Genomic DNA, 12,619 nt, shown 5'->3' on the forward strand with positions numbered 1-12,619 from the left:
AACTGTGCGGCGTGTCGCACTTGTTTATTCAGCGCAGGGTTATGCGGCTCTTCGCAGTTGAGGGTGTAGTCGAGGGGCGCCGGCTGGTTCGCGGATAGACGTCGAGGTCTTCCAGGATGGAAGTTCTCACACTCACCGTCCGCCGGAAGACCTCGACTTGCACCACCCTACGTTCGCGACCCCTGACCTCACCACGTTCTGCCGCCTCGACGAGCTCGGCCTCGAAGCCGTCGGACAGCTGCTCGAGCCCGACCGGGCAGTACTTGAGTGCCGCGTCGTCGACGACGATCCGTGGTGTCGGAAGTGCGGCGCTGAGGGTGTGCCGCGTGACACGGTGACCCGGCCGCTCGCGCACGAGCCGTTCGGGCATCGGCCGACGACGCTGCTGGTCCGCGTGCGCCGCTACCGGTGCGGACACTGCCGCCGAACGTGGCGGCAGGACACGACGAAGGCTGCGGCGCCGCGGGCGAAGATCTCCCGCGGCGGGATCGCGTGGGCACTCACCGCGATCGTGGTCGACCACCTCACCGTCACCCGAGCCGCAGCAGGCCTCGGGGTGTCCTGGCACACCGCGAACACCGCGATCCTCGCCGAGGGCAAGCGGCGGCTCATCGACGACCCGACCAGGTTCGACGGGGTGACCACGATCGGTGTCGACGAGCACGTCTGGCGACACACCCGCCTCGGCGACAAGTACGTGACGGTGATCATCGACCTCACCCCCGCGAGGAACAAGACGGGCCCGGCACGGCTGCTGGACATGGTCGAGGGCCGCTCGAAGCAGGTGTTCAAGCAGTGGCTCGCCGCCCGACCCAAGGACTGGTCGAAGGCGATCGAGGTGGTCGCGATGGACGGGTTCAGCGGCTTCAAGACCGCCGCGGCCGAGGAACTCCCCGACGCCGTCCCCGTCATGGACCCGTTCCACGTCGTCCGCCTCGCCGGCGACGCCCTGGACCGGACCCGGCAGCGCGTCCAGCAGGACACCCTCGGGCACCGCGGCCACGCCGGCGACCCGCTCTACGGTGTCCGCCGCATCCTTCACACCGGCGCGAGCTTCCTCACCGAGAAGCAGACCGCCCGCCTCGACGCGGTATTCGCCGTCGAGGAGCACATCGAGGTCGAAGCGACCTGGGGCATCTACCAGCGCATCGTCGCGGCCTACCGCGAACCCGACAAGAACAAGGCCAAGGAGATGATGCGCGCAGTGATCGACGCCGTCAGCAGCGGCGTCCCCGCCGCTCTCACCGAGATCCGCCGACTCGGGCGGACGTTGAAGCAGCGCGCCGCCGACGTGCTCGCGTTCTTCGAACGCCCCGGCACCTCGAACGGACCCACCGAAGCGATCAACGGGCGCCTCGAACACCTCCGCGGCTCGGCCCTGGGCTTCCGCAACCTGACTCACTACATCACACGGTCACTGCTCGAAGCCGGCGGCTTCAGACCACTCCTACACCCTCGATTGCGATGAGCCGGTTATGCTCAGACCGCTGCTGCGATGATTGCGCCCGGCCGCAAACTCGGCGGGTGCGCCCTCTCCCCGGTAGCCGGACATCACGATATTTCCGACTCACAAGGAGGAGCCATGCAAGGCTTCAAAGAATTCATCATGCGGGGCAATGTCGTCGAACTTGCCGTCGCGGTCATCATCGGCACTGCATTCACTGCGATCGTCAACGCGCTCGTTGAGGGCATCTTCAACCCGCTCATCGCCGCAATGTTCAACGCTGACCAGCTCGCCAGCGCCGTGTGGCAGGTTGGCCCCGTCGCCTTCGGCGTCGGCCAGGTCATCGCCGCCGTCATCAACTTCCTGCTCATCGCGCTCGTCGTCTACTTCGTCATCGTCCAGCCGATGAACAAGTTGAACGAAGCCATGTACATCCGCAAGCACGGCCACCGCCCAGAAGAGGAAGAGGCCGTGGCGACCGAGACCGACCTGCTCGTCGAGATCCGCGACCTGCTCGCAACCCGTCAGCAGTAGTCACTGCTTACCGCACTGGGCTCGGCCGTTGGCCGGGCCCAGTTTCATGTCCGGGCAAGGTGTCGCGCGTGAATGCCCAGGCGATCCCAGGCAGCAACAGCACGACCGCCGCGACGACAAAGGCAAGTTCATAGCTCACGAAGTCGATGAGCAGGCCAGCGATCATCGGCCCCGCGATCTGCCCGAGGTCCTGCAGCATCTGGAACAGCGACAGCGCCCGCCCGCCCGAGCGGTTCGGCCCGATGATGTCGCCGACCGCGGCCTGCGACACCGGCCCGCAGAGCCCGCTGCCGATGCCGGCGACGAAGCTGACCAGCAGCACCACCCAAAGTTCGTGCGACCACACCATGGCGACCATCGCGGCCGACGACACGACGAGCCCGGCGAGAATAAGCGGTCGACGACCACGGTGGTCGCTCGCGCGGCCTGACCACTGCAGGATAAGCACCATGCCGATCGCCGCTGCGGCAACCACGAGGCCCGCGGCATACGGCTCGTCATTGACGACCTGGCTCACGAACAGCGGAATTACCGCCGCCCGCATGCCGAGGTTCGCCCAGCCATTCGCAAAGCCAAACAGCAGCGAGGTGCGATAGGCCGGAATCGCCAACGCCTCGGCGAACGTCATCGGCGGCAACTTCACCGCGCCAGCGCTCGCGCGCGACCGGCCGCCGCGCAGCAGCACGGCGACGATCACCGCAGCGACGACGAGCGCGCAGCCATACACAAAGAATGGCACGCTCATACCGGCCTGACCGAGGATCCCGCCGAAGATCGGCCCCGAGATGTTGCCGATGAGAAAGGTGCCCGACCACAGCGACGTGACGCGACCGCGGATGCGCGGGGGCGAGAACTTCACAACCATCGCCGATGCCGAGAGGGTAAAGAGCGCCGAACCGATGCCGCCGAGCCCGCGGAAGATGAGCAGTTCGACATAGCTGCTCGCAAAGGCGGATGCGAAGCTCGAAATTGCGACGATGAGCAGGCCGGCGATGTACATCGGCCGCTCGCCAAAGCGGTCGACAAGGATGCCGCCGACGGGCGCCGTGATGAAGCGCATGAACGCAAACGCGCTCACCACCACCGAGACGAGGAACGCGCCGACCCCGAAGCTCTCGGCATACTGCGGCAGCACGGGCACGACGAGCGCGAATCCCACAGCGACAAAGAACGTCGCGCCGATCAGGATCCAGATCTCGCGCGGGATACGGTCGGCCTGCTTCGCGGCGGCGGCGATCTCATCAAGTGAAATCTGCCCGGTCTCGGCGGCGACGAGATCACGTTCTTCGTCGTCGCGCTCGGGGTGACGCGTGCTCATCGACACCTAAACGTTCACGTTGTGTGGCGGCACGTTGTCGCGCAGCCGGTCATCGTTGGCGGAGTCTTCCGCCTTGCGCGGCGCATCCCCCCACTGCTCGGGGCGGTCTTCGCCCGCGAGCTCGCGATAGGTGTCGGCCGGATGCGGATCGCTGCCAGCGGGTGGCTCGGTGATCACCCGCCGATGCTTGCGGGTCACTCCGCCTCCGCTCGAGGCAGCTGCGGCTTGCCGCGCGTGAGCTCGGGCAGATCGGCCGCATCCTCGTCGGGGATCGGCACGTCAAGTGCGATCGCGATGCGCCGGGCCACGGCCTCGGGGTTCGCGAACAGCTCGAATGCGCGCACGCGCAGGTAGTACCAGCCGAGGCGCTTGAGCAGCTCGGGCCGCAAGCGCAGCGACTCGCGCAGCGTCGTGGTCGGCGCCGACTCGCCGGCCGCCACATCCATGTCGATGACAATGGCCCGGTTGCCGTACGACGCCGCGAGCGGAATTTCGCCGCGGAAGCCGAGTTCGACGCGCATCCCGAACGACGCGAGGCGGCGCGCGAGGTCGACGAGCATCGGCGCGTCGCCGCTGCCGTCGGGGTCGGAACCGCCGGGCTGCTCGGTGCGCTCACCGAGCTCGGTGAGGATCTCGGCGAGGCCGACGGTGCCGCGGGTCAGGCGTGACACCTCGAACTGGTCGGGGCGCACGCAGGTCACGATGACGAGCGAGCGACGCGCGCGTGTCATCGTGACGGCGAGCGCGCGCTCGCCGAGGGGGCTGCCGAGCACGCCGAAGTCCGAGAGCACGCGGCCGTGCGGCGTCACGCCGTAGCCGAGCGAGAAGATGACGCGGTCGCGCGCCTGCGCCACCGAGGCCTCGATGGTCGCGACGGTGAACGGCTCGTTGCGCGGCTTCGTGAAGAACTCGGCGAGGTCGCTGCGCTGCGAGACCGCCGACCAGATCGCCTGCTCGACGCGTTCGGCGTGCGCCGCCGACGCGCTCACAATCATGAGCGACTCGCGCGGGCGGTGGATGGCGTGGTCGAGCACGAGCTCAACGACGCGCGTCACCTCGGCGTCGGTCGCCTCGACGGTGCCGGTGCGGCGGTCGGGCAGGCCCGTGCCGCCGGGCACATACGAGTAGGTGAGCGAGGAGTGCCCGAGGAACGCGCCGGCCCAGGGCATCGAGTGCAGCCGGCCGCCGTAGAAGCGCTCGTTGACGAGCTCCGTGAGGTCCTCGCCACCGGCGCGGTACGAGCGGGTCAGGGAGATAGTCGGCAGCAGCTTCGCGAGCTGCGCATACGCGGTGTCGTCGATGCTCGCCTGCACCTCGGCCTCGCTGCGGTTCACGCCCGGCTGCGGCTCGCTCGGCGGCAGCACGGCCACGCTGAACGGGGTCGGGTACTGCGTCACCGGGTCGCCGAAGGCGATCACCTGCGTGCCGCGACGGATCGCGCCGACGACCTCGGAGGTCTGCACGGCCGCGGCATCGACGAGCAGCACGGCGTCGAACTTCGGGCGCGGGTCGATGCGGGGCACGTCGTAGGGCGTCGTGATCCACACCTGCGACACCGAGCGCGAGAGGCCCGCCGCCTGGTCCACGAGCTGGCGCGAGGTCAGGCCGGGCGTGCGCAGCAGCTCTCGCAGCGAGTCCGCCTCCTCGGCGCGGTCGACGAGCGCGACCTTCCACGCCTGCGCGAGCTGCCAGGCGAGCTGGTCGGCGCTGGATGCGGTGTGCGCCTCGTCGACGACCCGGAAGTCGCTCTCGAGTCGCGTCAGCACGCGCGTGTTCGCGTTGAGCAGCGCCTTCTCGTTCGCGAGCTGCTCCTCGAGCACCGACTGCCACCAGGCGAGTTCGAGCTCGTCCTCGACCTCGTGGGGCTCGAGGTGGCGCTCACCGAGGTCGTCGAGCAGTTCGCCGAGGCCCTGGCCACGCAGCTGCTCGTTGAGGGCGAGCCGATCCACGGCGTTGTCGAGCACCTCTGACTTTGCGGCGAACTGCTGCAGGCGCTCCTCGAGCTCGTCGAGCTTCGTTTCGGCGAGCGTCGTCTTGCCGGCGTCGCCGAGGGGCGCGTCGACGATCTGCACGAGCGCATTCACGTCGCGCCACTCCGAACGCATGCGGTCGATGCCGGTCGGCACGTTCGGCTGCGCGGCGTCGCGCACGTAGCGGTGCCACATGATGCGCTGGCGCTGCACGTACTTGAGCGACTCGTGCAGCTCGTTCACGGTGACGCCGGGGCGCACGAACTCGCGCGAGTAGTTGCGCAGTTCGCGGCGGCGGGAGGCCGACATGTCGCTGCCTTCGCGGCGCGGGCCGGTCGCCTCGATGAGCTCAGAAAGGTCGGCGTCGAAGATCTCGGGCGTGAAGCGGTCGAGCGTCTCGCGAATGTCTGCGAGCAGCCGCAGGTAGATGCCGAGCTCGGCGAAGGTCTCGGGGGCGCGGAGGTTCGTCTGCTCGATGAGCTTTTCGCCCGAGCGCAGCAGCTCGCTCGTGCGGCCGTCGGCGAGGCGAACGGCGGTCGAGTGCACGTGCTCGACCTCGTCGGTGCTCTGGAAGCCGAGCCCGTACCAGGGCGACTCGTCGTGCGAGAAGCGGAATTCCCCCAGCTCGGCGAGGTCGCGCATCTGCTCGGCGACGCCGGCGCGCTTCGCGGGCTCGCGCAGCGCGACGAGCTGCTCGTGGCCGAGGCGCGCGGTCGTCGACGGCGGCACATCGCGCAGTTCGAGACGGCTGAGTTCCTCGAGCGCGTCGAGCGGCGACACCCCGAACTCGGGGTGGTCGGTCGTCAGCGCGCTGCGGTAGTCGGCGAGCACGCGACGCAGGCGCACGAGCGCGTCGTCAAGGTCGGCGGTGTTCGGGCGATCGGCACGCTCGTTGCGCGAGATCGCGGCGATGACGTCGCGGCGCAGCGTACGCGACGTCACCGCGAGGCCCTCGAGCCCCACGTGCTTGAGCCGCGCGCGGATGGCCCGAATCGAGGCGATGCGAGGCGTCACGACGAGCACGCGACGGTCGCGGTCGACGAGGTGGCCGATCGCGTTGACGACAGTCTGAGTGACACCGGTGCCGGGCAGGGTCTCGACGACGAAGCTCGAGCCGCCGAGGATCGCGTCGACGACGCGCTCCTGCTCGGTGTCGGCGTCGAGCAGCAGCCGGTCGGATGCTGGGTCGCGGCGGTCGGGGTCGATCGACGTCTCGGCGCTGATCGGCCGCGCGAGCCGCGCCCGCGCATCCCGGTCGCCCGCAAGCGCGTCGAGCACTGGGTGCCGCAGTTGCTTGGCGTCGTCGAGCATGGCGCCCGAGAAGTCGGCAAAGGTCGAGAGCGCCGCCATCGAGTCAATCTCGAACTTCGGCAGGTTCGCCCCGGCCTCACGCACGTACTCGAACGCGGCGTCGGGGAACAGCGAGCCCGAGTCGCCGAGCCGGGTCTGCAACTCGCTCGCGCGCACGGTCACGCCGTCGTCGAATAGCGCACGCAGCAGCGCGATGTTCGGCTGCAGCTTGCCCCGCAGGCGAATCTCATAGTCGCGGCCGAGGCGACGCAGGGTCGCGGTGCGCAGGAAGATCGGGGCGTGGAGCTCCCCGTCGCTCGAAAGCCAGCTCGCAAACCCGATCGCGAGTTGCACGCAGCTCAGCCCGCGCCCCGCCTCGAGCTCGGCGCCGCGACGCGCGACGAGACCCGCTGCCTCGAGGGCGGTGCGGAAAGCGATCGGCTCGCGCACGAGACTCGAGAGCATGACGGGGCGCCGCGCAAGCAGCGTCGCGATGCCCGAGGGGTGCGCCGTCGTCAGGTCGATGTAGGTGCCCCGGCGAGCCGCGAAGTTGCGCAGCGGCGAGGTGCCGCCGAGCTCGGCAATTTCTTCGCGCCAGCGCACGTGCGTGTCGCCGATGTTGACCGGCTGCGCCGCGACGGGTGACGTCTCGGGTGCGGCAAACTCGCTGTCGGCCGGCGCTTCGGAGCTCGCTTCTGCTTCCCGCTCCTCTACCTCGACCGCCGGCAGCGTCGGCATCGGCGCAAACGCGGTGGTGTCGGTCGGCTCGGGCGTCTCGTCGGCAGGCTTGGTCGCCCGGGTGGCGCGCGCCTGATTAATCCACTCGGTCGGGCGATCACCAACCGCGACGCCGTCCTCGAGTTCTCGCTCGCGCTGCTCGCGTTCGAGAATGGGTTCAGTCGCGCTCGCCTCCTTGCGATCGCGCTCCGCCGAGACGTCGACGGTTGCTTCGTCGTTGTTCTTGGCGTTCTGCCTCCGGAAAATGCCCCACACAGGTTTCAACCTAGGCGACGTTGCCCGGTGATTGCCGCAGTGCCCGTGGAGTTTCATGCATTCGCGGGCCCGCTACGATTGCAGTGCGCCTTCGTAGCTCAGTGGATAGAGCATCCCTCTCCTAAAGGGTGCGCGCGGGTTCGATTCCCGCCGAGGGCACACAGCGAAACCGCGGCCCCACTCAAACGAGTGGGGCCGCGGTTTGTTCGTGACGGCGATTACGCCTTGGGGATCGTGATGACGTGCGGCTGGCCGAGCGCCTTGAGACCGGCGGTGCCGAACTCGAGGCCGTAGCCCGACGCCTTCGCGCCGCCGAACGGGATGCGCGGGTCGATCGCGCCGTGCGCGTTGATCCACGTCGTGCCGGCCTCGAGCTGGCGGGCGACCTCGACGGCCTTCGCCGTGTCGGAGCTCCACACGCTCGAGCCGAGGCCAACCTCGAGGCTGTTCGCCCACTCGATCGCCTGGTCGAGCGAGTCGTACTTGATGATCGGCAGGGCCGGGCCGAACTGCTCTTCGGCCACGAGCGGGTTGTCGTTGCTGATGTTCGACACGATCGTGGTCGGGTAGAAATAGCCGGGAGCCGACGCATCCGGGTCGCCGCCGACGTTGATCGTCGCGCCGCCGTCGCGGGCTGCGTTGACGAGGCGGTCCACGACCTCGTACTGGCCCTGGTTCTGCAGCGGGCCGAGCACGTTCTGCTCGTCGAGGCCGTTACCCATCGGCATGTTCTTCGCGACCTCGACGAGCGCCTCAACGACGTCGTCGTAGATCTCGGCCGGAACGTAGAGGCGCTTCAGTGCAGCACAGGTCTGGCCGGTGTTGATGAACGCGCCCCAGAAGAGGTCCTCTGCGATTGCCTTGGCATCAACATCGGGCAGCACGATGCCCGCGTCGTTGCCGCCGAGCTCGAGGGTGACCCGGGCGATGTTCTCGGCGGCGTCGCGCGCGATGATGCGGCCGACCTCGGTCGAACCGGTAAACATGACCTTACCGATCTTCGGGTGGCCCGTGAGCGCCGCGCCGACCTTGCTGTTCGCCGGCACGACGATGAGCACGTCCTCGGGCAGCGCCTCGTTCATGACCTTCGCAAGCGCGAGGACCGACAGCGTGGTCGAGCTTGCGGGTTTCGAGACAACCGTGTTGCCCATGCGCAGCGACGGCGCGAACTGCCAGATGGCGATCATCATCGGCCAGTTCCACGGGTTGATCGCGGCGACGACGCCGATCGGGTCGTAGTGGAGCTCGGCACGCTGCGTGTCGTCCTCCATGACGACCTCGGGCTCAAGCTCAAAGGCCGCGGTCGCGCGCAGCCAGCTCACGCACGCGCCGACCTCGAAGCGGGCGTTTGGGCCGTTGAGCGGCTTGCCCTGCTCGCGCGACAGGAGCACGGCGAGTGCCTCGCTCGACGCCTCGATCGCATCCGCCGCCTTGTTCAGGTAGTCGCTGCGCTCGGCATGGGACAGCTTGGCCCACGACTTCTGCGCGGCTTCGGCACGGTCGATCGCCGCATCGAGGTCTTCCGACGCGGCAACGGGCACCTGTGTGAATGCCTCACCGGTGCTCGGATCGATAACGTCTCGACCGCCGCTTGCGGGCTGCAGCGCGGCAATGAGTTCGTCAGCAGTAGAGAACATGGACCCTCGTTTCATCGACGTTGATGGTGTTTGGCCAGCCTATGTCCGCCCCCTGGAGTAATCCGCCTCCACCGCAAGGGGTGCACCGGCGGGCAAGCAGTGAGCGCACCTGGTCAACGCGTGTATAACTTGCTGCAGAACGAAAGGAATACACCATGCGCAGCCCAATCTTTGACAAGGACAACTTTCGCGACCCGTCGACCGACCGTTGGGTGCTCGAGAGCAGCCGACTGCTACGCACGGGCTTCGGCCCCGGTGTGATAGCGCGCAAGGGCGTCATGGTTGCTTACCGCGGCGGGCTCGACTTCGCCCACCAGGGCTCCAAGTCGGTGGGCCAGTTCTTCAAGAAGCAGTTCACGGGCGAGGGCAAGGGCCTCATGCACGTGACCGGCCAGGGCGAGGCATGGTTCGCGAACCGCGCCCAGCAGGTCTTCATGATGGAGCTCGAGAACGAGGGCATCACCCTCAACACCGACCACCTGCTCGCGTTTGACGACACCCTTCAGTACGAGCCGCGGATGCTCGGCAACGCTGGCTTGCTCGCCGGCGGCCTGTTCAATCTCGAGATCGGCGGCAGCGGTACGGTTGCGCTGACGTCTGACGGCACACCCTTCGTGCTCGACGCAAGCCAGGGTCCGGTGTTCACCGATCCGCAGGCCACCGTCGCGTGGTCGGCCAACCTCCAGCCGACGCTGAAGAATGACTTCAAGATGGGCTCGCTCATCGGCCGCGGCAGCGGCGAGGCGTTCCAGTTGGCTTTCCACGGCCAGGGATTTGTCGTGATCCAGCCCTCCGAGGGGTGGCCCGTGCAGGCCGCTTCGTAGACTGGGGGCATGTCGCAGTCGTACGAAGTCACGGCCACCGTTCCACTCACTCCCGAAGAAGCGTTCGCGCTCGCGCACACGCTCGGTCCCGACCGCACGGCGTGGGACACGCGTGTCGTCAAGCAGCTTCTGCTGCGCGATGCGACGAGACTCGGCAGCGGCGCGCAGGTGTTCGTGCGGCTCGACGATGGGCTGCGATTGATCCAGGAGTACGACCACTGGATGCCCGGCCAGCTCTCGAGCACGCGGCTCGTCAAGGGGCCGTGGTGGCTCGAGAGCTACGGTGAGGGCTGGCACTTCGCCCCGACTGACGGTGGCACCCGAGTGACCTGGAAGACGACCTTCCGTCACCGACTCCCCGTGTTCGGGCCGCAGGCCGAGCAAGTCATGCTCGTGAAGCTCCGCGCGCTGCTCGAAGCACGCATGGACGACTTCCGCGCCGCCGCCCGCGACGTCGAGCTCGTCGAGCGCGCGACCGCGGGGTCGCTCCCCCACGGCGCGCGCCACCGCGACCGCTAAGCCGCGAGGTACGGGGCCCACTCCTCCGAGGAGTCCCGGTCGACCCCGCGCACGTGCCAGCCGTGGCTCAGTGGCGCCGCCGGGCGACACAGTAGCTGCCAGCCCATCTCCTCGGGCGTACGGTCTCCCTTGACGTTATTGCAACGCAGGCAGCACGCTACGAGGTTCTCCCACGAGTCGCGGCCCCCACGTGAGCGCGGCTGCACGTGGTCGATCGTGTTCGCGAAGCGACCGCAGTAGGCGCAACTGTTGTCGTCGCGACGTAGTACGCCCTTGCGTGACACGGGCATCCGTCGCGCCATGGGGATGCGCACGTAGCGCTTGAGCAGGATCACCCGCGGCCGGGAGAACTCCTGGTTCGTGGAACGTAGCGGCACTGTATCGTCGGCCTCGAGCAGGGCGGCTTTACCACCCAGCACCAGCACGAGCGCGCGGCGGTCTGAGACCACGGCGATTGGTTCGTACCCGGCGTTCAAAACGAGAGTTCGCATGCTTGCTCCTGGAATGCAGACAAAAAATGGCACTGCCACAAGGCAGTGCCATAACTAGACGCAGGCGCGATTATTCCATGGTGGAAATGGCGCTCGAAACCGGAGCAGGCGCGCGCCTGCGGCCTGACCTGACGACGTTGCAAGGTCATGACTGCTCCTTTCGGACTCGAGTCACCGGGGTGATCTGTGGAAGATGCTACTGCCCAACGGGCCGGAGTTGCCGATCTTGCCTCGGCGACGCGCGAGCTCGTCACGCAGAGTTCACGCGTTCGACACCTCGACTGCGCGCTGGGGCGAAAACGCAAACGGGCGGGCACCACTCGAAGAGTGCTGCCCGCCCGCATGCGATACCGGTACTAGCCGTTGACGCGGATGATGACGTCGTAGAAGTACGGGTCGCCCTGGTACGAGGTGAGGACGTTGTCGTTCTTCGCGCCGTTCCAGCCACCGTGGTAGGCCTGGCCGCCACCGGCGTAGACCGAGACGTGGTAGCCGTACTTGATCATGATGTCGCCGGCCTGCGCCTGGCTCGGGTCGATCTGCGTGCCGAACTGCGTGAAGTCGCCAACACCGTAGTCGTAGCCGCCGTCGAGGCGAGCGGTCGTGAGGCCGGCCGCGGCGAGCGCGTTCTGCACGTAGTCGGTGCAGTCCATGCCGTACGAACCAAGCATCGACTGGAGGTAGCTCAGCATGACCTGCTGCACGTTGCCGGTCGCGGGGGCGGGAGCCGGAGTCGACGCGGAGCTGCTGCTGCCGGTGCTGTCGGACGACGAGGCCTCAGTCGAACTCGAGCTCGTGTCGGCGGCAGTCGTGGTCTCTTCGGGCTCTTCGGTCGGCACGGCCACGGCCGCCGAAGCGACGGTTGCCGAGTCGAACGACTCGATCTCGGTTGCCTCGGTCGACTCGGCAGCGGGAGCCGACTGCTCCTGCGCGGCGGCCTCTTCGGCCTTCTTGTCTTCGGCAGCCTGGGTCGCGGCGTCGGCGGTTGCGCCGGTGACCTGCGAGTTTACGGCCGAGAGGAGGTCGGCCTGGTGCTGCGTGTCAGCGACAACGGCACCCTGACCAGCAACCGTGGTGAGACCAACGGCAGCAAGGGCGGTCACCGAGGCCGCGGCGGCGAAGCCACCCGCGGTACGACGGCGACGCTGCGCGATGAGCGCTGCAGGGCGGGCGGCGCGGACCGTGAGGCCGCGGGGCGCCTCGGCCTCGGCAGCCGGCTCGCTGAGCTGGTTAATGAGTTCGGTCGGCAGCACCGAGATGAGCGCGGTCATCTCGTTGCGCTCGATGCGACCGGTGTCCTCGCGGTGGAACGACGAGCCGGGCTCGGCATTTGCCACGGGGCGGACGCCGGTACGGCGCTCGATCTCACGTGCCTGACGGCGGGTGAGCGTTGCGCCATTCTGAGTGGTGTTGTCCAATTTCGACCCTCCGCACCGCGGATATTTCCCCGCCCACCGAGACTTTGGTGAGTGTACCGAGGGGGCGGGTTGGCGGTGCCTCGGTATGACCTGAACACGGTCGTGTTCGTCGACAAAAATGAGCGTAACGAAAGATCACGGGAATGTCACGCCCATGTGACAGAAATCTCACAAAAAGATA

General features: G+C 67.9%; 10 protein-coding genes and 1 tRNA gene. 5 read left to right on the forward strand and 6 right to left on the reverse strand.

The window, feature by feature from the left end; translation table 11 throughout:
• Positions 1-157 precede the first annotated feature (157 nt).
• Positions 158-1,468, forward strand: a complete 1,311-nt coding sequence (locus tag EJL01_RS04365; protein ID WP_125106411.1) for an ISL3 family transposase — start codon at positions 158-160, stop codon at positions 1,466-1,468.
• A gap of 114 nt (positions 1,469-1,582) precedes the next feature.
• Positions 1,583-1,978: a large conductance mechanosensitive channel protein MscL gene (gene mscL, locus EJL01_RS04370; protein ID WP_125106412.1), complete on the forward strand. Its 396-nt coding sequence runs from the start codon at positions 1,583-1,585 to the stop codon at positions 1,976-1,978.
• A 7-nt stretch (positions 1,979-1,985) separates the two neighbouring features.
• Here the strand turns inward: mscL and EJL01_RS04375 are convergent, their stop codons facing one another.
• The 3 genes from EJL01_RS04375 to EJL01_RS04380 are packed head-to-tail and all read right to left on the reverse strand — an operon-like array spanning position 1,986 to position 7,549.
• A complete protein-coding gene (locus tag EJL01_RS04375) occupies positions 1,986-3,296 on the reverse strand; it encodes an MFS transporter (protein WP_125106413.1) in 1,311 nt (436 codons plus the stop codon).
• 6 nt (positions 3,297-3,302) lie between these two features.
• Complete coding sequence (locus EJL01_RS12935; protein ID WP_164509714.1) at positions 3,303-3,473, reverse strand: hypothetical protein; 171 nt, start codon at positions 3,471-3,473, stop codon at positions 3,303-3,305.
• Positions 3,474-3,490: 17 nt separating this feature from the next.
• Positions 3,491-7,549: an ATP-binding protein gene (locus EJL01_RS04380; RefSeq protein ID WP_125106414.1), complete on the reverse strand. Its 4,059-nt coding sequence runs from the start codon at positions 7,547-7,549 to the stop codon at positions 3,491-3,493.
• 87 nt (positions 7,550-7,636) lie between these two features.
• On the opposite strand from EJL01_RS04380, the gene EJL01_RS04385 reads away from it, so the two are divergent.
• Positions 7,637-7,708, forward strand: a tRNA-Arg gene (locus EJL01_RS04385).
• 59 nt (positions 7,709-7,767) lie between these two features.
• Here the strand turns inward: EJL01_RS04385 and EJL01_RS04390 are convergent.
• Entirely contained in the window at positions 7,768-9,186 is a 1,419-nt protein-coding gene (locus EJL01_RS04390) for an aldehyde dehydrogenase family protein (protein WP_125106415.1), read from the reverse strand.
• A gap of 155 nt (positions 9,187-9,341) precedes the next feature.
• On the opposite strand from EJL01_RS04390, the gene EJL01_RS04395 reads away from it, so the two are divergent.
• Together EJL01_RS04395 and EJL01_RS04400 are read left to right on the forward strand one after the other, a co-directional pair.
• Positions 9,342-10,010 carry an AIM24 family protein gene (locus EJL01_RS04395; protein ID WP_125106416.1) on the forward strand — a complete coding sequence of 223 codons (669 nt, stop codon included), beginning with the start codon at positions 9,342-9,344 and terminating at the stop codon, positions 10,008-10,010.
• A gap of 9 nt (positions 10,011-10,019) precedes the next feature.
• Positions 10,020-10,529 carry an SRPBCC family protein gene (locus EJL01_RS04400; RefSeq protein ID WP_125106417.1) on the forward strand — a complete coding sequence of 170 codons (510 nt, stop codon included), beginning with the start codon at positions 10,020-10,022 and terminating at the stop codon, positions 10,527-10,529.
• Here the strand turns inward: EJL01_RS04400 and EJL01_RS04405 are convergent.
• Positions 10,526-11,020 carry an HNH endonuclease gene (locus EJL01_RS04405; RefSeq protein ID WP_125106418.1) on the reverse strand — a complete coding sequence of 165 codons (495 nt, stop codon included), beginning with the start codon at positions 11,018-11,020 and terminating at the stop codon, positions 10,526-10,528. The two genes, EJL01_RS04400 and EJL01_RS04405, sit on opposite strands and share 4 nt — an antisense overlap.
• A gap of 356 nt (positions 11,021-11,376) precedes the next feature.
• Complete coding sequence (locus tag EJL01_RS04410; RefSeq protein WP_125106419.1) at positions 11,377-12,438, reverse strand: NlpC/P60 family protein; 1,062 nt, start codon at positions 12,436-12,438, stop codon at positions 11,377-11,379.
• Between the last annotated feature and the right edge of the window lie 181 nt (positions 12,439-12,619).

Origin of the sequence: Gulosibacter massiliensis (assembly GCF_900626105.1) — a bacterium.
GTDB lineage: Bacteria > Actinomycetota > Actinomycetes > Actinomycetales > Microbacteriaceae > Gulosibacter > Gulosibacter sediminis.

Bases quoted from the DNA above. Each gene is read 5' to 3' on its own strand.
- mscL (WP_125106412.1), top strand. From the start codon at position 1,583: ATGCAAGGCTTCAAAGAATTCATCATGCGGGGCAATGTCGTCGAACTT.
- EJL01_RS04390 (WP_125106415.1), bottom strand. From the start codon at position 9,186: ATGTTCTCTACTGCTGACGAACTCATTGCCGCGCTGCAGCCCGCAAGC.
- EJL01_RS04375 (WP_125106413.1), bottom strand. From the start codon at position 3,296: ATGAGCACGCGTCACCCCGAGCGCGACGACGAAGAACGTGATCTCGTC.
- EJL01_RS04405 (WP_125106418.1), bottom strand. From the start codon at position 11,020: ATGCGAACTCTCGTTTTGAACGCCGGGTACGAACCAATCGCCGTGGTC.
- EJL01_RS04395 (WP_125106416.1), top strand. From the start codon at position 9,342: ATGCGCAGCCCAATCTTTGACAAGGACAACTTTCGCGACCCGTCGACC.
- EJL01_RS04400 (WP_125106417.1), top strand. From the start codon at position 10,020: ATGTCGCAGTCGTACGAAGTCACGGCCACCGTTCCACTCACTCCCGAA.